Genomic DNA, 19,378 nt, shown 5'->3' with positions numbered 1-19,378 from the left:
TTCAGGAGGAGGCTTCGGCGCGGAGGCGGCGCAGGCGGTGCATGACGTCGTTGGTGCCGCGGCCGAAGTAGTCGTGCAGCAGCCGGTATTCGGCGTACAGCCGGTCGTAGGCGGCCGCCCGCTCGGGGTCCGGTTGATAGACGCCGCGGTCCGCCTTGCCCATGGACCGGGCGGCGGCCTGGATGTCGTCGTACGCCCCGGCCGCCACCGCCGCGTGCATCGCCGCACCGAGGGCGGGGCCCTGGGTGGAGCCGATGACGCCGAGGGGACGGCGGGTGACGTCGGCGTAGATCTGCATCAGCAGGGCGTTCTTCGTCAGGCCGCCCGCGATGATCAGTTCGCCGACCGGCACGCCGGCCGTCTCGAACGCCTCGATGATGGTGCGGGTGCCGAAGGCGGTGGCCTCGAGGAGTGCCCGGTAGATGTCCTCGGGGCGGGTGGACAGGGTCTGGCCGACGATCAGGCCGCTGAGGTCGTGGTCGACCAGTACCGAGCGGTTGCCGCTGTGCCAGTCCAGGGCGATCAGCCCGTGCTCGCCCACCCGTTGCCCGGCCGCGAGAGCCGTCAGGTACTCGTGCGCGGTCTGCCCGGCCGCCGCGGCCTTCTCGGCGTACTCGGCGGGGAATCCGGTGCGCACGAACCAGGCGAAGATGTCGCCGACGCCGCTCTGTCCGGCCTCGTAGCCCCACAGCCCGGGCAGGATGCCGCCGTCGACCACACCGCACATGCCCGGCACCGTCCCGTCGCGGTCGGAGCTCATCACATGGCAGGTCGAGGTGCCCATGATGGCCACCATCTGTCCCGGCTCCACCGCGCCCGCCGCGGGTGCCGTCACATGGGCGTCGACGTTGCCCACGCACACCGCGATGCCCTCGGGCAGTCCGGTCCAGGCCGCCGCCTCGGCCGTCAACCCGCCCGCGCGGGAGCCGAGTTGGCCGATCGGGTGCTCCAGCTTCTTGGTCACGAAGTCGGCGAAGCCGGGGTTCAGCGCCTCCAGGTAGGCGCGGGAGGGATACGCGCCGTCCTGGAGCTGCCCCTTGTATCCGGCGGTGCAGGCGTTGCGGACGTACGTCCCGCACAGCCGCCACACGATCCAGTCCGCCGCCTCCACCCACCGCTCGGTGCGGTGGTAGATCTCGGGGTCCTCCTCCAGCAGTTGCAGGGCCTTGGCGAACTCCCACTCGGACGAGATCTTCCCGCCGTACCGCGGCAGCCACGTCTCCTTCCGCTCGGCGGCCAGCGCGTTGATCCGGTCGGCCTGCGCCTGCGCCGCGTGGTGGCGCCACAGCTTGACGTAGGCGTGCGGGCGGTCGCTCAGACCGGGCAGCTCGCACAGCGGGGTGCCGTCGGCCAGCACCGGCAGCACCGTGCAGGCGGTGAAGTCCGTGCCGATACCGATGACTTGCTCCGGCCGGACACCGGAGCGCGCGAGTGCCTCGGGTACGGCCGTACGCAGCACGTCGAGGTAGTCGGAGGGCACCTGAAGGGCCCAGTCGGGCGGCAACCCGGTGCCGTCCGGCAGCTCCCGGTCCAGGACCGCGTGCCGGTACGCGTGCTCGGCCGTGCCCAACTCCGCGCCGTCCCGCACGCGGACCACCACGGCCCGGCCGGACAGCGTCCCGAAATCGACTCCTACGACGCAGGGTTCCGGGTGCGCGGCTGTCTCGTGTCCGGCGTTCACCGGCGCCTCCTCACAGTGCGGTGTTCGACATGTCGGTCTACGTTCAGAACAGCGGACCTGCGTTTCAGCTCCGGCTCCTGCCGAAGTACCGGGCGCGTGCCCGGTCGAGCAGGATCGCGACGCCGAGGACCGCTCCCTGGACGACCTGCTGGTCGTAGGGGCTGACCTTGAGGGCGAGCAGGCCGTTGGTGATGAACTCCAGCAGGATCGCGCCCGCCGCGATGCCCGCGATACGGCCCTCGCCGCCCGACAGCGACATTCCGCCGACCACCGCGGCGGCGATCGCGGTCAGTTCCCAGCCCGCGCCGACGGAGGGGTCGGCCACGTTCATACGGCCGATCACGAGGATGCCGACCAGGCCGGCGAGGGCGGAGCTGGCGATGTAGGTGGCGGTGACGCGGCGGGCGGTCGGGATGCCGGCGAGGCGGGCGGCCTCCTTGTTGCCGCCGACCGCGTAGATCTGGCGGCCCACGTAGGTGCGCTCCAGGACGAACCAGGCGACGGCGGCCGCGCCGACGAAGAACAGGGCGGGAACCGGGACTTGGCCGATGTAGTACTGGCTGAGGTTGCTGAACATCGGATCCAGGTTGTTGATGGGCGAGCCGCTGGTGATCGCGAGGGCGGTGCCCTGGGCGACGGTGTAGGTGACCAGGGTGATCACGAAGGGCGGCACGTTGAGGCGGGTGACCATGACGCCGTGCCACAGGCCGACGCCGGCCGTGATCACCAGCGTGAGCAGGATCGCGAGGGGCGCGGGCAGGCCCTCGTTGACGTTCATCCAGCCGGCCAGGATGCCCGCCAGACCGGCGAGGGCGCCCACCGACAGGTCGATGCCGCCGGTCAGGATGACCAGTGACTCGCCGATCGCGAGGATGCCGACCTGGGAGAGGTCGCGGCCCATCACCTGGAGGTTGCCCACCGCCGTGTACGTCTCGGCGTTGGCGGCGATCGCCGCGAACACCACCACGCAGGCGATGATCACGCCGGCCTCCGGGGAGGCGGCGAGTCTGCGGGCGAGGGTCTTCACGGCCGAACGGGACGGCGGCGCGACCTCGTTCGGGGCGAGCGTGGTCTGCGCGCTCATGCTGTGGCTCCGTTCGTCACTCGGTGTTCCTCAAGAGGCGCGGTGCCGGCCGCGGCCGTCATGATCCGCTCCTTGGTGGCGTCGGCCCGGTCGATGACCGTGGCCACCCGGCCGTGGTTCATCACCGCGACGCGGTGGCAGATCCACAGCAGTTCCTCCAGTTCGGAGGAGGCGACCACGATCCCCATGCCCTGCTCGGCCGCCTGGTCGATCAGCTTGTAGATCTCCGCCTTGGCGCCCACGTCCACGCCACGGGTCGGCTCGTCGAGCAGCAGCAGGCGGGGTTCGGCGGCGAACGCCCGGCCGAAGATGGCGCGTTGCTGGTTGCCGCCGGACAGCGAGCCGATCGGCTGCTCCACCGACCGCATCCGCACGTTGACGTTCTCGGTGATCTTCCGCGCCTCGGCGCGCTCCCGGCCCGGTCCGAGCAGGCCCCGCGTGCTGATCCGCTTCAGCACCGAGACGACGACGTTGGAACGGATCGAGGCGAACAGCACCAGCGACTGTTCCTTGCGGTCCTCGGGGATCAGCGCGATCCCGGCCGCCACCCCGTCCCCCGCGCCGCGCGGCCGGTAGGGCTCGCCGCCCAGCAGCATCCGGCCGCCGGTCGAGGGCTGTGCCCCGGCGATCGTGTGGACCAGGCGGCTGCGGCCCGACCCCATCAGCCCGGCCACGCCGAGGATCTCGCCCTCGCGCACCTCCAGGTCGACCGGTCCGAGGCCGTCGGCGGTCAGGCCCTCGGCGCGGAGCAGGACCGGGCTGGTGGCGGGCGGTGCCTTCGGTGCACCCTGGGCGACCTCGCCGCCGACCATCTCCCGGATCAGCCGTTCCTCGGTGGCCTCGGCCGGTTCGAGGTCGGCCACCAGCCTGCCGTTGCGCAGCACGAGCACCCGGTCGCTGATGTCCCGCACCTCGTCGAGGCGGTGGCCGATGAACAGCACCGTGCCGCCGCGTTCGGCGAGTTGACGGGCCAGGCCCAGCACCATCCGAGCCTCGACCGGCCCCAGCGAGGAGGTCGGCTCGTCCAGGATGAGCAGCTTGGGTTCACGGCCCCAGGCCTTGGCGATCTCGATCATCTGCCGGGTCGGCACCGGAAGAGTGCGCACCTCCCGGTTCACCGGGATCGTCTCGGCGGACAGCCCGATCTCCGCGAGCATCGCCTCGGCTTCGGCCCGCTGTGCCGTACGGTCCACCAGGAGCCGCCGCTTCGACTCGCGCGGACGGCGGCCGAGGAGCAGGTTCTCGGCCACCGAGAGCTGTCCGACCAGCGGGAACTCCTGGGAGACCATGGCGATGCCGAGCTGTCCCGCGGCCTCGGTGGATCCGGGGGCGAGCGGCTCGCCGTCGATCAGGATCTCGCCGCCGTCCCGGTGGACGGAGCCGGCCAGCGTGCCCATCAGGGTGGACTTCCCGGCACCGTTCTCGCCGACGACGCCGATCACCTGGCCGGCGTAGAGGTCGAGTTCGGGCAGGTCGAGGACGCGTACGGGACCGTACGACTTGTGGACTCCCCGCAGCCGCGCGGTGACCGCGCGGTCCGGGGCGGTCTTCTTGGCCGCCTTCGTGGAGGTCATGCTCAGCCGATTCCGAGCTGCGACTCGAGGGACTGGTAGGCGCCCAGGTCGGACTTGGTGACCAGGCCGACGCCGGAGCTCAGGGTCGAACCGTCCTTCTCCAGGTACGGCTTGACGAGCGCCATCGTCTTGTCCTTGCCGAGCACCTTCTCCGCGGCCAGGATGTACGCCCCGGTGTAGCCCTGCTGGTACGGCATCTGCACGACGGTCCCGGAGATCACGCCGGACTTGATGAACTTCAGCGTCTGGGCGTCGGAGTCGTCGGACACGATGTGCACGGATGCCGTCTTGCCGGCCGAGGTGACGGCCTGGGCCAGGGCGGGACCGTCGTAGGAGTAGACCCCGTAGAGGCCGTTGACGTCGGGGTTGTTGGCGAGGATGGTCTCCGCGTCCGAAGTGGCCGTGCTGGCCTGGAGGTTGTCGTTGACCTTCTGGGCGACGGTGATCTGGGTGCCCTTGAGCGCGGCCTCGAAGCCGGCGATCCGCTGGGTGGCGTTGGACGCGGTGAGCGAGCCGACCAGGATGGCCACCTTGCCCTTTCCGCCGAGGACCTGCTTCATCGCGGTGCCCGCCTGGAAGCCCGCGGTGTAGTTGGGGGTGCCGAGGTAGAGCGAGGCGGCGTCGGTGCCGGGCAGCGGGGAGTCGATCGCGAGGACGCCGATGCCCTTCTGGACGTCGGTGTGGATGGTGCCGGCGGCCGAGGTCGGGTCGATCGCGGAGATCGAGTAACCGGTGACGCCCTGCGAACGCAGCGTCTCCAGCTCGGAGTTCTGCTCGGTCAGCTTGCCGTTGGGCGGGGCGAAGTAGGTGCACTTGCTCTTCGCGATGCCGAGGTCGGAGCAGCCCTTGAGGAAGCCGACCTGGCCGGCCTTCCAGTAGTCGGCGGCCACGTTCACGACCATCGCGATGTCGACCTTGGACAGGTCCTTGCCGGCCAGCGCGGACTTCAGCGCCGCGTCGAGCTTGGCGAGGTTGGCCTGGTTGAAGGTGACCGAACCGGCCAGCGCGACGGGGGCGGCGGCCTTGGTGCCGCTGCCAGAGCCGGCGGTGTCGGAGCCGCCCGCGTTCTTGGAGCAGCCGGCGGCCGCGAGGGAGAGGAGGACGGCGGTCGCGACGGCTATGGTGCGGGACCTTCTGGTACGAGACATGGGTGATCAACGCCCTTCGGTTCATGGCGAGTTGAGGGTTGAGGAAGACGGGGATCGTGAGGGGCGCACGTCGGTTCACGGGCATGCCGGTGCGCGAGGGGGCGCAGCGGGGTGAGCGTGGCGAGGGCGCGAGGCTGCCTGACAGCAGACCTGGACGGAAAAGACGCCGACCTCTCGAAGCGAGGTCCGGGATGGAGATTAGGGCCACGTCATGGCACGTGGCTCACAAAGGGCCCCGTGGGTCAGGGCGTTGCTGTTCCGAGGTGCTCCGAGGTACTCCGAGGTGCTACCGGGGGTCGGTCATGTCGGGCTCTCTGTTCTCTGTCGCGGGCGGGTCGCCGAGGTCCGCACGACAAGGCTGGGCGGTATGACGATGTGGGGTCTGTCGCCGGACGCCGGGATCCCGGCGTCCGGATCACCGACGATCTCGATCAGCGCGCGCAGGGCGCGGCGGCCGAGTTCGTCGAAGTCCTGGCGGACGGTGGTCAGCGCCGGGCCGAAGTACTCCGCCTCCGGCATGTCGTCGAAGCCGACGACACTGATGTCCTCGGGCACCCGGCGCCCGTCCTGTTGCAGGGCCCGCAGCAGGCCGAGCGCCATGTGGTCGTTGGCGCAGAACACCGCGGTGACCTCGGGGTCGGCGGCGATCCGGCGGCCGTGCTCGTATCCGGTGCGGGCGGTCCAGTCGGCGCCTGCCAGCGGTTCGGGCACGGGCGCCCCCCGCTTCTCCAGGGTGGCACGCCAGCCGGTCTCGCGTTCCTGCGCGTCGAGCCAGGAGCGCGGCCCGGCGAGGTGGTGCACCGTGCGGTGGCCGAGGTCGAGCAGGTAGGAGGTGGCGAGTTCGGCGCCCGCCTCGTTGTCCACGGCGACCGAGACCAGCGCGGTGTGGGTGCCGCAGCCGACCGCGACCAGGGGCACGTCCGCCGGCACGTTGGCGAGCGCGCCCACCGCGGCGGTCTGCGGTGCGATGACGACGATCCCGGCCACGCCCTGGTTGCGCAGCCGCTCGACGGCGTCAAGGACCGAACTCCGGTCGAGGGTGCCGACGGCGGCAACGGTGACGACGTACTCGTGTTCTCTGGCGGCCTGCTCGATGCCGTAGAGCATGCAAGCGGGGCCGTACAGCGTGGTGTTGAAGCTGATCACACCCAGGGTGCGGGTGCGGCGGGTGGCCAGGGTGCGGGCGGCTGCGTTGGGCCGGTAGCCGAGTTCGCGTACGGCGGCGAGGACCCGTTCCCGGGTGCGGGGACGGACGTTGGGATGGTCGTTGAGAACCCGGGAGACGGTCTGGTGCGAGACGCCGGCGATCCGGGCCACGTCCGCCATCACCGGCGCGCGATCCGCGTCCATGGTCCGCCTCCTCACACACCGTCGTGTTGTGTACGTCGGGACGAATTGTTAGCGCACACATTCTTCAAGGGTCAAGGCTCGTCGGGCCCCTGGCACACGCTCTGCCCGACCATGCCGCTTTTGGCAAAGCCCTTCTGATCAGGCGTTACCTGTTCCTCGATGGCCTCTTCCGGCACAGCGGGGCGCCCGAGTAAACAGCGGGCACAGCTTTTGTTTCCGCACTCTTGACTGTTCGCCCGTGTTGACCCGGCATTCATCCAGCCGTAAAAAGACGGAGCCGCGAGAGCGACCGCTGGCCCTGACCGACTGCGCGGCCACCGCAAGCGCCCCAGGTCAGCGCTCCCTCCACCCCCCCACCCCCCACCCCCTGCTCCCCCACTCTCCCCCGCGCCTCGCATCACTGATGCCTCGTGAGGGCCCGAAATGTTAGCGCCCACATTTTTGCCCCCGGCTTCTCCCAGGCTCCTCCCAGGCTTCTCCCCGGCTACTCCCCGGCTTCTCCCCGACGGAAAGGGTCCACCGTGAAAGGTCCAGTGTCAGGCCGACGTTCGAGAGGGCTCCTGCTGACGGTCAGCGCGGTCCTCACCCTCCTCGCAGGCATCCTGGCCGGGATCGTCGGCACCGCCGGCACGGCCGCGGCCGCCTCGTCCCTGCCCTGCGACATCTACGCCTCCGCGGGAACACCGTGCGCCGCGGCGCACAGCACCACGCGGGCGCTCTACGCCTCGTACAACGGCGCCCTCTACCAGGTGAAGCGCGCGTCGGACGGCGCGACCACGAACATCGGCGTGCTCAGCGCGGGCGGCTACGCCAACGCGGCGGCGCAGGACTCCTTCTGCTCCGGCACGACCTGCACCATCACGAAGATCTACGACCAGAGCGCGAACCACAACGACCTGACGATCGAGGGGCCCGGCGGCAACGGCGGCCAGGACGTCGGCGCGATCGCCGACGCCCTCCCGGTCACGGTCGGCGGCCACGCGGCGTACGGCGTCTTCGTGTCGGCGGGTGTCGGCTACCGCGACAACAGCACCACGGGCATCGCCACCGGCAGCTCCCCCGAGGGCGCGTACATGGTGACCAGCGGCCACCACGTGAACAACCGCTGCTGCTTCGACTACGGCAACGCCGAGACCTCCGGCAACGACACCGGCAACGGTCACATGGATGCCATCAACTTCGGTACGGAGTGCTGGTTCTCGTGCACCGGCTCGGGTCCGTGGGTCGAGGCGGACCTGGAGAACGGCCTGTTCTTCGGCGCGAACGGCTCGTACTCCGGCAACACGGGCATCTCCAGCGAGTACGTCACCGCCCTGGAGAAGAACAACGGCACCACGACGTACGCGATCAAGGGAGGCAACGCCCAATCGGGCTCCCTCAGCACCTTCTACAACGGGGCGCTGCCCACGACCAGCGGATACGCCCCGATGCACAAGGAGGGCGCCATCGTCCTCGGCACCGGTGGTGACAACAGCAACGGCTCCGACGGCTCCTTCTTCGAGGGCGTCATGACCTCCGGCTACCCGACCGACGCCGCCGACAACGCCGTACAGGCCAACATCACGTCTGTCGGCTACACGACCCCGACGCAGACCTTCCCGGTCACCGGCACCGCGTACCGCCTCACCAACGCCAACTCCGGCAAGGTGCTGGACGCGGTCAACTGCGGTACCGCCAACGGCACTTCGATCGACATCTGGGCCTCGCTCGGCAACACCTGCCAGCAGTGGAAGTTCGCGAGCGCGGGCAACGGCCACTACACGATCACCAACGTCAACAGCGGCACGGTCCTCGACGACAAGAACTGCGGCCAGTCCAACGGCACGGCCGTCCAGCTGTGGGCGTCGCTCGGCAACACGTGCCAGCAGTGGGACGTCACCAAGTTCGGCAGCCACTACACGATCACCAACGTCAACACCGGTATGGCGCTGGACGTGGCGAACTGCGGTACGGCCAACGGGACGGCGGTCCGGCAGTGGCAGCAGCTGGACAACAGCTGCCAGCAGTGGAACATCGCGCCCTGATTTGACGGTCATCGCGGCAGCGCGGGCCCGTCGGGCCTCCCCGCCGACGGGCCCGCGCTGTGGTCCCGCCCTGGCCCCTCCCCCTCATTCGTATCCTCCGAGCAAAGGAACCGCGCATGCCCTCAGAAGCCGGACCGTCCCGCAGGACAGTCCTGTCCGCACTCGGTGTCGCGTCCCTGGCCGGGACCTTCGCCGGGTCCGTGCCCGCCGTCGCCGCCCCCACGACCGGGACCGCTCCCGCGCCCCTCCCCGCCGCGGCCGCGCACTGGAGCTTCGACGAGGGCTCCGGCACCACCGCCGCCGACTCGTCCGGCAATGCCCACACCGCCACCCTCCAGGGCGCGGCCGGCTGGGACACCGGCAAGGTGGGCGCGCACAGCCTGAACCTCACGGCGGGCGGCAACGCCACCGCGTCGGGACCGGTGGTGGACACCTCCAAGGCGTTCTCGGTGTCCGCCTGGGTCAACCTCGCCCAACTGGGCGGCTACCAGACCGCCGTGAGCATCGACGGCAAGGTGGTCAGCGCCTTCTACCTGGGCCTGCGCGACGACACGGGCACCTTCGCCTTCGCCCGCCTGGCGTCCGACGCCACACAGGGAGCCGCGGTGGCGGCGGCCGCCTCCGCCCCGACGGCCGGCACGTGGACCCACCTGGTCGGCGTCAGCGATCCCGCGGCCGGTGTCACCCGCCTGTACGTGAACGGCGTACTGGAAGGGGAGACGGCGTACACCGCGGGCTGGGCGGGCACGGGGGCCACGGCGATCGGCCGCGCCCTGTACGGCGGCGGACAGGTCGACCAGTGGCACGGCCTGATCGACGACGTACAACTGTTCCCGACCGCCCTGACCTCCGACCAGGTGGCCACCCTGGCCGGCGTCCCGGTGGAGTCCACGACACCGCTGCTGAGCGTGGATGTGGCGAATCCCGCCCATACGGTCTCCCCCATCCTCCCGGGCCTGATGTTCGAGGACATCAACCACTCCGGCGAGGGCGGCATCTACGCCGAACTGGTCCAGAACCGCTCGATGATGGCGAGCGACACGGATCCTGTGCACTGGTCGGCGGTAGGTGGATCGACCCTGGCACTGGACACGACGGCGCCGTTGAACGAGGCGCTGAACCGCTCGCTGAAGGTGGTGCTGCCGAGCGGCACGGGACCGGGACCTTCGGGCCGGGCCGGTGTCGCGAACGACGGCTTCTGGGGCATCCCGGTACGCCCCCGAACGACGTACACGGCCCGCCTGTTCGCGAAGGCGTCCCGCCGGGTGGGACCGCTGACGGTGGCGATCGAGTCGGCGGACGGGAGGACGGTGTACGCGTCGGCGCGTCTGCCGCACATCGGCACGGAGTTCGGTGACCGCCCCTACGAACTGACCCTGCGCACAGGGGCGGACGCCCCGGTGACGGGCGACGCTCGACTGACCGTCACCACCACCGACCCGTCCGCCTCCGGCGAGACGCTGTGGCTGCAACACGTGTCCCTCTTCCCCCCGACCTACAACAACCGCCCGAACGGCCTGCGCATAGACCTGATGGAGAAGTTGGTAGCCCTGAAGCCGAAGTTCCTGCGCTTCCCGGGCGGCAACTTCCTGGAGGGCAACACGATCGCCACCCGCTTCAACTGGAAGAACACGATCGGCCCGGTCTGGGAACGCCCCGGCCACATGGACGACGCGTGGGGCTACTGGTCGACGGATGGGCTGGGCCTTTTGGAATACCTCCAGTGGGTGGAGGACATGAAGGCCCAGCCGGTCCTGGCGGTCTTCGCCGGCTACACGCTGAAGGGCGACCACGTCACGGGCGACGCGCTCCAGCCCTTCGTCCAGGACGCGTTGGACGAGATCGAGTACGTGACGGGCCCGGTCACCAGCACGTGGGGCGCCCGGCGCGCGGCGGACGGCCACCCGGAGCCGTTCCCGCTCGAGTACGTCGAAATCGGCAACGAGGACTGGTTCGACGGTTCGGGCTCGTACGACTCCCGCTTCACGGCGTTCCACGACGCGATCAAGGCGAAGTACCCGCACCTGAAGCTGATCGCGACGACAACGGTCACGAGCCGCACCCCGGACCTGATCGACGAGCACTACTACCTGGCCCCGTCGGCAGCCCAGGCGGCAACGCACAAATACGACAACAGGGACCGCGCGTCGACGAAGGTCTTCGTGGGCGAGTGGGCGGCACAGGAGGGCCGCCCGACCCCCGACCTGAATGCGGCGCTGGGCGACGCGTCGTGGCTGGCGGGCCTGATCCGCAACTCGGACCAGGTGTTGATGGAGTGCTACGCGCCCTTGTTCTCCCACGTGAAGAACAACGTCTGGGCGACGAACCTGATCGCCTACGACAACCTCACGAGCTACGTCTCGCCGAGCTACTGGGCGCAGCAGATGCTGACGAGCAAGCTGGGCGAGAGGGTGCTCCCGGCAACGGCACGGGCGTTGCCGGGACTGGCGACGGTGGCGACGCGCACCGGCAAGCACGTGTACCTGGCGGTGGTGAACTACGGGACGGAGACGTTGGATGTGCCGGTGGAGCTCCAGGGGCTGGCGAAGGGGGTCCGGAGGAGCGCGACGGCCACGATCCTGACGGGCCCGTCACCGACGGCGACGAACACGCTGACCGAGCCGACGACGCTGGTGCCGAGGACCAGGGCGGTGACGGGAGCGGGGCAGACCTTCACGACGACGCTGCCGGCGCTGTCGGTCACGGTCTTGGAACTCACCTTGATCTGACAACGGCCACGGGAGGGCTCCAGGATGACCATCCTGGAGCCCTTCGATGCGGTGCGTACCACCGTCACCAGCAGGCGAAGCGCCGCTTCACAAAGGGGGCTTGACCCCGGGCACCCACTCGAAGCCGAAGCCGTACGCCCGGTCGATGAGCTGCTGGTTCGACGACGGAGGCCTGGCGGTGAACCAACGCACCTCGCGCCGCAGGTCGAGGGTGTCTTTCCCCGGCGTCAGCAGGGCAATGGCGCACGACGTGGCTCCGGCCGGGGAGTCGTCGAGGTGGATCCGCCACGTTCCGCTCGGCGCACTGATGGTGACGATGCCTCCCAGCGTCCGGAAGTCGGCCGCTCCCTCGTAGATGTACACATAGACAAGGAGCTTGGTGAACTGACGCCGATGCTCCAGGCTGATCCGCAGCGTCTCTCCGTCCGAGGTCTCCCCCGTCCGGTCGTCCTGGTCGAGACTGACGTACGGCCAGGCGTCAAGAGCGCCGAACTCCGCACCCAGAGGCTGCACGGCAGCACCCATGCCGTCACGGGTGAGGACCATGCAGCCCAGATCGAGATCAGCCTCGGAGGCGACCGACCAGTTGAGGTTGACCTGGAGGACGCCCCGGCCTGTGATGCCGGCACGTGGTGTCTGCCGGGTGAGTTCCACCGTTCGGGAGGCCGGTTCTCGCGCCGTCCGACTCGCGGACTCGATGGGAGCCCCGCCTCCGCCCAGCTGGATGACACCCCGTCGCCTGTCGTCACCGCTCAAGAAAGCCCCCTGGTTCAGCATTTCGCATGACCGCTTCATGCCACGCCGTCCGCCGATGAGATCGTCGTCTATTATGGCGCGACTGGTGAAGAAGATGTAAAAGTCTCCATCAGTTCGTTCTGCGCAGCAGGGGGCATGCGCCGCTGGTCTCAGTCGACCGTCGCTGCGCGCGGAGATGCGAGAACGTCCCGGCGTGACCGGGCAGGGGTGGGAATGTTCGCGGGGATACAACTCGACCAAGGCGTGACGGCACGTCACCTCGAAGACCTGGCGCGGGACCCCGCGCTCGCACCGCGCGCCGAGGAGCTGCGCGCACTGGCACAGGCGCTCCTCTCCACTGACACGCAGGCCCTCGACGCTTGGGCCGACCTCGACCTGATGGCACACTTCGCCCGGCCCGAGAGCGTCGCCGAGTCAGTGGTCGACAGCCGAGGTACGAAATTCAACTCGGCACTGGACTGGGTTCTGGGGGCCTTGGTCTTCCTGCCTCTGCTGTTCACCTGGTTCGGCCTGTGGCAGGCCTCCAGTGCCTACGGGGCGCTCACGGGCGACGATCCCAAGGCCGCCGGCCGGCCGTTCCTTCAGTTGTGGCAGTCCGGGTTCGACGGACATCTGGGCGAGGTCTTCCGGTTCGGGCACGTCGCCGTGTTCGGTTGTCTGACCCTCGCGATGCTCTTCGTTCTCACCGCGGTGCACGGCTACCGGCGTACCGCTGCCGAACGCCACGAGGAGCAGGCTCGCGGACGCAGCCGTGCGACCCTCGCCCGCCTGACCCCGGTCCTCACCCGGGCCCAACTCTCCCTCAACGCACATCGGTTCGCGTCTCCGCAACGCTTCGCCGCAGAGCTCAACTCGGCGGCGGGCCGACTGCAACGCATGCAGACCAAGGCCATCGCCACGCAGGAGGAGCTCACGCGGGCCGCCGAGGTGGTGGGCGAAGCCATGGACAAGGCAGAACAGCGTCTGGCCCAGGCAGAGTCGTATGTGCGGCCGATCGAGCAGGTGGTGCTGCGCATCGAGGAGACCGTGCGGGACAGCGGAACGGCCATCCGGACCGCCGTACAGAGCCTGGACGACCCGGTGACACAGGCCGGCCGGCGGCTGGCCGACGCGGTCGGCGGACAGACCAGCGTGCTCGACAAGGCGCTGGAAGAACTGCGGGCAGCCGGGGACGGGACGCGCGATCTCCTCGCCCGGACCGCAGACCGGCTGGAGGCAGCGGTCGGCGCCAACGGCAGCAGCGTCCACAAGGCGCTGTCGGACGCGGCGCAGCAGGTCGAGGACTCGCTGACCGTGCTGGCGGCCTCGCAACGCGGGTTCACCACCGGCGTCGAGGTCGTCGCGGACGTCAACGGCCGACTGCTCAACGACCTCGGCACGGTGGCCGAGCGCACCGGTGAGGCCGCGGAGGTCTCGCGCGAGGCCCTGCTCGGCATCGAGGCCCGCAGCCTCGCCCTCCACGAAGCGGCCGACCGCTTCACCGGCGTCACCGAGGCCCTGTTGCGGGCACTGCGCGAGACCGAGACGGTCCGCGCCGAGACCGAGACGGCGCGGACCGAGGCGGAGGCGGCGCGAGCCGGAGCCGAGGCGGCGCAGAAGCGGGCCGAGGAGGAACTGCGGCAGGCGAAGGAGCTGCGGGCAGGAATCGGATCGGGGCGGTGAGCCCGGTGGGAAGACGATTCCGCTTCACCCCGCTGCATCTCGCCGGGTGGCTCTTCGCCGACATGCTGCTGGTGCTCGCCCTCGTGTCCATGGGGGACCGGGGCGATCCACTGGCCGCACAGGCCGCCACCCGTCCTTCCCCGTCCCCCTCGTCCGACGCCGAGCCGTCGCCCGAACCGAGTCCGAGTCCGCAGGGCCCCCGGTCGGTGGAACGCAGGCCCGTGAAGGTCCATGTGGCGGCAGCTGTCGGTGACACGGCACGCATGGTCAAGCAACTCCGGTCGGCCACCGCCCCCTACAAGGGTCGCGCCGCCGCCTTTGTACTGACCTTCGGCCAGGCCGTGGACCCCAGTGACGGTCAGGCATACGCGCGCGAGATCAACAAATCCCTGCGCAAGGCGCGACCGGACATGTTCACCGACGCGACGACACGGGACTTCTGGAACGGCGGTGCCGCGGGCGCGGCCGACCTGGAGATCTACTTCTACACCCGTTGACGGCTGCGCCGTCACCTACGCTCAGGAGACCTCATGCAGATCCTGCCCTTCTACATGGTGTGTGACGAGTCGGGTTCCATGGCGGGAACCGGCGTGGACGCCATCAACTCGGCCCTGCCCGACCTGCACCACGAGATCAGCACCAATCCGAGTGTCGCGGACAAGACGCGTTTCGCCCTGATCGGGTTCTCCACCCAGGCGTCCGTGCTGCAACCGCTCGCGGACTTGAGCGAGTTGACGCAGCTGCCGTCTCTGTCGGCGGGAGGCGTGACGTCCTTCGGGGCTGCCTTCACCCTGCTGAAGGACACCATCGAGAAGGACGTCGCGGCGTTGAAGGCCGACGGCCACGACGTGTACCGCCCTGTGGTGTTCTTCCTGTCCGACGGCATCCCTACGGACGACGGTTGGCGCACCACCCTCAAGGAGTTGAACGGGTTCCGCTACGCCCCGAAGATCATCGCCTTCGGGATCAGCGACGCCGACGCCGCCATCATCACCGAGGTGGCCAACTTCAAGGCGTTCATCCAGCAGGACGCGTCCATCACTCCGGCCGTCGCGCTACGTGAGTTCGCCTCCAGTCTCACCCGGTCCATCGTGAGTTCGGCGACCAGCATGGCCTCGCAGGGCGGCGATGGATTCCAGCTGCAGGTCGACGAGCAGGTGCCCGGCTTCACGAGCCTTTCCCTGGACAAGCTGTGAGCGGCCCGGTGAACTACGACGAATCCCGCGGCGCCCACAACGATCCGGGGCATGGCCACCGTGGCGGAACGGGCACCCCCGATCCTGAGAGCTTCGACGCGCACATCGCCGGCCTGCCGTACGGAGTCATGACCCGCGAGACGGTCGGTCGGTTCCCGGAGGCGGAGGCAGAGGTGCCGCCCATACCGTCGGCTCCTCTGCCACCCGAGAACCCCGTGCCGTCCACGGAGCCCAGGACGGAGCTCCCGCGGGGAGTGCCGCCGCACGTGGGCAACCGTCCTCCCAGCTATCCGCCCCACCCCCTGGGGCGCCCCTCCGTGCGAGAGGCGGACGCGTTCGCTCCCTTCTCCCCCGTCGTGCTGCTGGACGGTGCCCAGGTCGGGCGGTTGACGGTGCGTGCCGCCTCCATGCGGGGCGACTCGCACAACTGGGAGGGCAGTTGCCGTCAGGACGCCATGACGGTGACGCGGATCGGCCCGCCGGAGGCGGAGATGCTCCTGCTGGCGGTCGCCGACGGGGTGGGCTCCGCCGTGTACTCGCATATAGGCTCGTACGAGTTCGCACGCCGGGCAGCCGTCTTCCTGGACCGGGAGGCGGAGGGCATCCACGCGGCGGCGTGCGCGCGCGACGAGAACGAACTTCGCGTCCTGGCCACCAAAGCGGTCGCCGGCGCAGCCGCCGAACTGCGCTCCGAGTGGGCACTGGCCGCACAGCACAAGCCCCGCCCCTACGCCGACCAGGACTACGCCACCACGCTGCACGTCCTCCTGATCCCCACGGACCCGCGCATCCGCGAGCGGGTTCTGTGCAGCGTCGGCGACGGTGGTCTGTTCGTGCTGCGTGAGGGCGGCTGGGTACACGGGGACCCGGACGACGGCGAAGGACTGCTCGACCCCCGCACCGAGGCTCTCCCCCACGCCTACCGCAGCGTCAAGGCCACGTTGCTGTGCACCGTGCCGGGTGAGGTTCTCCTGCTGGGCACCGACGGCATCACCAACCCCCTCACCCAGAAGGATCCGGAGTTCGCGCGCCGCCTTGCCGACGCATGGGGCGGGCCCGATGTGCCGTCCCTCTCCGACTTCCTGTGGCAGGCGCAGATGCGTGCGAAGTCCTACGACGACGACCGGACCGTCATCTGCGTGTGGGAGGACCAGGCATGAGCGCGGAGGATGGCGCCGATGTCACCCGCCCCTCGCTCACCCTGGGAGACCGGGCGGGCAGCGGCGGCCAAGGCGAAGTGCACACCGTCGGCGACGGGTCGCTGCTCTACAAGGAGTACAAGAACCCGTCCACGGTCAACGGTCATGCGCTCGCGGACCTGGTCACGTTCCGGCAGCGACTCGGCGAGGCCGACCGGACCCGCCTGGACACCCTTGCCGCGTGGCCGCTGTGCCGAGTGGTCGAGGGCAGCCGGACACTCGGTTTCCTCATGCGGCGCGCACCATCCTCCATGACCTGGCGCACCACGACCGGGGCGACGAAGCTCCTCGAGTTGCAGTATCTGATCAGGCCTCCGAAAGTGGCCTGGCAGGAGGTGCCGCAGCCGTCTCCTGAGCAGCGCAGGGCTCTCGCGTTGGCATGCGTCGAGGCCATCGGCTGGTTCCATGACGCCGGACTGGTGATCGGGGACATCTCGCAGGCCAATATCCTGTGGTCCCTCACACCGGGACCCGCCATCCACTTCCTGGACTGCGACGGCTTCCGCCGGGTGGGAAGGGCCGCCGTCCAGACCCAGGCCGCCACTCCCGACTGGAACGACCCGCTCGCCCCCTCCTCCGAGGCGAGCGTCGACACGGACGCGTACAAGACGGCCCTCACCGCGGGGCGCATCCTCGCGCAGGATCCGTACGCCCGGCCGGACCAGCAACTGCGGCCCGTCGCCGGCTGCCTGAACGAGCGTCAAGCCACCGCGTCGGGCAGGCTCTTCGCCCAGGCCGCCGGCGAGCGCGGTACCCGGCCCCGCCCGGGCGAGTGGCGGACCGCGCTGAGCGACCGCGGCACGATCACCCTCACCGCGGCCGCGCCCAGACCCCGGCCCGCCATCGACCACACGGTCCTGGACGGGTTGCGCGACCGTACGCCGATCAACCTGCGGGCACCAGGGCAGTAGCGAGAGGTCCGGCTCGGCCTGCGGCGAGTGGCTGTCCGGCCTTCTGCGACTACGCGAGGACTACGCGAGCCGATACACGGCCTGATCCGGTGCCGGCCTCACGATCAGACCGTCCTTGGCGAGCTCGCGCAGGTTGTGGCGGGCTTCCTTGCCCGCGGCTTCGTCGTTCGCCGGCCGGTACCCGGCTACTCGTAGAGCCAGTACGGCACGTTCCGTGTCCCACGTGCCTCCCAGCGCCTGAATCACCGCTGCGAGCGCCTGCTTGTGTGTCAGCGGCTTCTCGGTCAACTCACCCTCCCCTGTCGAAAACCGCCACAGCATGACACACGGCAGCAGGGCTCCTCCTGGCCGGGAACAGCTCAGAAGCCGAGCCAAACCACGGAAGCGTGGAACGGCAGACCAGTCGGGTTGTACGTCGAAGAAGGACGCCTGTGTAAGGAGGCGCCCCCACCCTGGACGGATTCCCCGAGGCAGCGGGCCTCGCACTGGCAGGGGCAGGTGTCGATGCGGTGGCGTGCCGCCACGAGAACGTCCCGGAAGGTCGCCGGGTCGGCGAGGCGGTGCGGATAGCCGGTTCCGCCGGGGAGGGTGTCGTACACGACGAGGAAGCGACGCCGGATTTCGCTGCCGCCCGACTGGTCGGGCATGGAGGCCACGACGGCCTCCAGGTGGTCGGGGTTGCCGCCGTAGGTCTCCGCGACGCCCGCCCGCAGCAGCGCCTTGAAGGGGGACAACCGTTCCTCCACGTGGGTCGTGGCGGCGGGCAGCAGGACGCGCAGGGCCTCGGTGTGCAGTTCGTGGGCGAGCAGAAGGGAGACGTCGCCGTCCGGGCGGCCCCGGCCCCGGCCCCGGAATCGAGGGCACCAGGGCCGGTGGTGGGACCGGTCCGGGCGGCGGGCGAGGGACGGGCTCAGGGCGTCCGGGGACTGGTCGGGCGCGGGGCGTCCCTTCGCCGTGGCGCCCCCCCCTCACTGGGTGCGGCTGAAGTCCAGCCGAAGGTGTCCTGTTGGTGCCGCCACGCGGACTCGATGTCCTCGGTGGGGATGTCGACGGCGGTGACGACGGTGTGCGTGAGCCTCTCGCGGTCGTCGGACTCGCCCTGACCCGGGCGTCGTCGCGCCGGTCCGGGAGGTGACACGGGTGGGCTGCAGTACCCGGTGCAGACAGCCGCGGTCACCGATGGCGCTGCCGTGACAGCGCGGGCAGGCAGTCGTGTCGTCCTCGGCCCCGTGTGCATGGACGTAGCCGCAGTTGGGGCACACCCGCCACACCAGCCACTTGGGGCGTTCGGCACTGCCTACGTCCAGGCCGGAGACCCGGTGCTTGTACCCCTTGAAGTAGAAGAGGTTCCCGGGGGCGTAGTCCGTGAGTGCCGGCCGGGCCGCCCGCTCGTGGCTGACGACCTTGCTGCCGTAGGTGGTGTTTCCGTCCTCGATCTCCTCGGTCCAGGACGTGCTCGCGGGCGGGACACCGGAGCCTGGGAGCAGGCGGGGTCGGGGGCGGAAACGCACGCCACAGGCCCGCGAAGAGGCGCCGCTGCCCCCTACTCCCACCCCGTCGCCGGCACCGGTCGCGCAGACCGCTCCGGTTGCGGCCGGGGCCAAGCGGCCGGAGGTGCCGGAGGTGCCGGAGGTGCCGGAGGGTCAGGAAACGCGGTTCTGACACCTTGGACCTGCACCTACTGGGGTCGACCGACCTGCATCTTCACTCCAGCGACCCTTGGGCATCACGGTTTCATTACATTCGGCGAGAGACATAAAGAGCCTCTGCCTGGAATTCATAGGGCCGATAAACGTCACTTCTCGGTAGATTTCGGAACCGGATTGTCACCCAAATCAGACATCGCGTCATGCCGACTTGGTCTGGACCGAGTTGGGTCGAAACTGCGAGTTGTCGCGTACGCGCCATGCGTGTCGGTTCGTCAACTCGCCTTGCTGACAGTGGACTTTGTGAAGATTCCCCAGGCCGGACGCGCTTTGCCGGCATGAACAGGGGAGGGGTCGCTGATGCGACACGAATTCAGACCCGGGCGTAAGCGCGGGTGCAGGCCAACGCGCACCACAG

15 protein-coding genes are annotated in these 19,378 nt (G+C 69.8%); 7 read left to right on the top strand and 8 right to left on the bottom strand.

Translation table 11 applies throughout. From position 1 onward, the window contains the following. Window position 1 precedes the first annotated feature (1 nt). From araB to ACFYZ8_RS04740, 5 genes are all read right to left on the bottom strand, one after another. Window positions 2-1,681, bottom strand: coding sequence for a ribulokinase (gene araB, locus ACFYZ8_RS04760; protein WP_388535330.1), 1,680 nt, complete (start codon window positions 1,679-1,681; stop codon window positions 2-4). A 64-nt stretch (window positions 1,682-1,745) separates the two neighbouring features. Beyond that, window positions 1,746-2,765: an ABC transporter permease gene (locus ACFYZ8_RS04755; protein WP_388535333.1), complete on the bottom strand. Its 1,020-nt coding sequence runs from the start codon at window positions 2,763-2,765 to the stop codon at window positions 1,746-1,748. After that, window positions 2,762-4,339, bottom strand: a complete 1,578-nt coding sequence (locus ACFYZ8_RS04750; RefSeq protein ID WP_359032401.1) for a sugar ABC transporter ATP-binding protein — start codon at window positions 4,337-4,339, stop codon at window positions 2,762-2,764. Before ACFYZ8_RS04750 ends, ACFYZ8_RS04755 begins: the two co-directional genes overlap by 4 nt. Window positions 4,340-4,341: 2 nt before the next feature. Continuing rightward, the gene (locus ACFYZ8_RS04745; protein WP_388535335.1) at window positions 4,342-5,487 is read right to left on the bottom strand and encodes a substrate-binding domain-containing protein; all 1,146 of its coding nucleotides are present in this window, start codon (window positions 5,485-5,487) and stop codon (window positions 4,342-4,344) included. A gap of 300 nt (window positions 5,488-5,787) precedes the next feature. Continuing rightward, window positions 5,788-6,837, bottom strand: a complete 1,050-nt coding sequence (locus ACFYZ8_RS04740; protein WP_388535336.1) for a substrate-binding domain-containing protein — start codon at window positions 6,835-6,837, stop codon at window positions 5,788-5,790. 533 nt (window positions 6,838-7,370) lie between these two features. On the opposite strand from ACFYZ8_RS04740, the gene ACFYZ8_RS04735 reads away from it, so the two are divergent. Further along, a complete protein-coding gene (locus ACFYZ8_RS04735) occupies window positions 7,371-8,861 on the top strand; it encodes an arabinofuranosidase catalytic domain-containing protein (protein WP_388535339.1) in 1,491 nt (496 codons plus the stop codon). Between the two features lie 116 nt (window positions 8,862-8,977). Next, window positions 8,978-11,590, top strand: a complete 2,613-nt coding sequence (locus ACFYZ8_RS04730) for a LamG-like jellyroll fold domain-containing protein (protein ID WP_388535341.1) — start codon at window positions 8,978-8,980, stop codon at window positions 11,588-11,590. Window positions 11,591-11,677: 87 nt separating this feature from the next. Here the strand turns inward: ACFYZ8_RS04730 and ACFYZ8_RS04725 are convergent, their stop codons facing one another. Further along, window positions 11,678-12,244: a tellurium resistance protein gene (locus tag ACFYZ8_RS04725; protein WP_388535343.1), complete on the bottom strand. Its 567-nt coding sequence runs from the start codon at window positions 12,242-12,244 to the stop codon at window positions 11,678-11,680. A gap of 315 nt (window positions 12,245-12,559) precedes the next feature. On the opposite strand from ACFYZ8_RS04725, the gene ACFYZ8_RS04720 reads away from it, so the two are divergent. From ACFYZ8_RS04720 to ACFYZ8_RS04700, 5 genes are all read left to right on the top strand, one after another. Next, window positions 12,560-14,008, top strand: coding sequence for a hypothetical protein (locus tag ACFYZ8_RS04720; RefSeq protein ID WP_389049735.1), 1,449 nt, complete (start codon window positions 12,560-12,562; stop codon window positions 14,006-14,008). Continuing rightward, window positions 14,005-14,505 carry a hypothetical protein gene (locus tag ACFYZ8_RS04715; RefSeq protein ID WP_388535345.1) on the top strand — a complete coding sequence of 167 codons (501 nt, stop codon included), beginning with the start codon at window positions 14,005-14,007 and terminating at the stop codon, window positions 14,503-14,505. The genes ACFYZ8_RS04720 and ACFYZ8_RS04715 overlap by 4 nt, the downstream gene beginning before the upstream one ends. 33 nt (window positions 14,506-14,538) lie before the next feature. Further along, window positions 14,539-15,204, top strand: a complete 666-nt coding sequence (locus ACFYZ8_RS04710) for a VWA domain-containing protein (RefSeq protein ID WP_359032416.1) — start codon at window positions 14,539-14,541, stop codon at window positions 15,202-15,204. A gap of 266 nt (window positions 15,205-15,470) precedes the next feature. Further along, window positions 15,471-16,364 (top strand): protein phosphatase 2C domain-containing protein, encoded by an 894-nt coding sequence (locus tag ACFYZ8_RS04705; RefSeq protein WP_388535347.1) that lies wholly within the window; start codon window positions 15,471-15,473, stop codon window positions 16,362-16,364. After that, entirely contained in the window at window positions 16,361-17,314 is a 954-nt protein-coding gene (locus ACFYZ8_RS04700; RefSeq protein WP_388535350.1) for a hypothetical protein, read from the top strand. The genes ACFYZ8_RS04705 and ACFYZ8_RS04700 overlap by 4 nt, the downstream gene beginning before the upstream one ends. 60 nt (window positions 17,315-17,374) lie before the next feature. Here the strand turns inward: ACFYZ8_RS04700 and ACFYZ8_RS04695 are convergent, their stop codons facing one another. Next, a complete protein-coding gene (locus tag ACFYZ8_RS04695) occupies window positions 17,375-17,602 on the bottom strand; it encodes a hypothetical protein (RefSeq protein ID WP_388535353.1) in 228 nt (75 codons plus the stop codon). A 71-nt stretch (window positions 17,603-17,673) separates the two neighbouring features. Next, window positions 17,674-18,048, bottom strand: a complete 375-nt coding sequence (locus tag ACFYZ8_RS04690) for a DUF1998 domain-containing protein (RefSeq protein WP_388535355.1) — start codon at window positions 18,046-18,048, stop codon at window positions 17,674-17,676. Between the last annotated feature and the right edge of the window lie 1,330 nt (window positions 18,049-19,378).

The sequence above is a fragment of the Streptomyces sp. NPDC001668 genome, from assembly GCF_042893155.1.
Lineage (GTDB): Bacteria > Actinomycetota > Actinomycetes > Streptomycetales > Streptomycetaceae > Streptomyces.
Note: the sequence above shows the minus strand (reverse complement) of the source record. Positions and strands in the feature narration are given on the sequence as shown.

Bases quoted from the DNA above. Each gene is read 5' to 3' on its own strand.
- ACFYZ8_RS04745 (WP_388535335.1), bottom strand. From the start codon at position 5,487: ATGTCTCGTACCAGAAGGTCCCGCACCATAGCCGTCGCGACCGCCGTC.
- ACFYZ8_RS04720 (WP_389049735.1), top strand. From the start codon at position 12,560: ATGTTCGCGGGGATACAACTCGACCAAGGCGTGACGGCACGTCACCTC.
- ACFYZ8_RS04700 (WP_388535350.1), top strand. From the start codon at position 16,361: ATGAGCGCGGAGGATGGCGCCGATGTCACCCGCCCCTCGCTCACCCTG.
- ACFYZ8_RS04755 (WP_388535333.1), bottom strand. From the start codon at position 2,765: ATGAGCGCGCAGACCACGCTCGCCCCGAACGAGGTCGCGCCGCCGTCC.
- ACFYZ8_RS04710 (WP_359032416.1), top strand. From the start codon at position 14,539: ATGCAGATCCTGCCCTTCTACATGGTGTGTGACGAGTCGGGTTCCATG.
- ACFYZ8_RS04750 (WP_359032401.1), bottom strand. From the start codon at position 4,339: ATGACCTCCACGAAGGCGGCCAAGAAGACCGCCCCGGACCGCGCGGTC.
- ACFYZ8_RS04740 (WP_388535336.1), bottom strand. From the start codon at position 6,837: ATGGACGCGGATCGCGCGCCGGTGATGGCGGACGTGGCCCGGATCGCC.
- ACFYZ8_RS04730 (WP_388535341.1), top strand. From the start codon at position 8,978: ATGCCCTCAGAAGCCGGACCGTCCCGCAGGACAGTCCTGTCCGCACTC.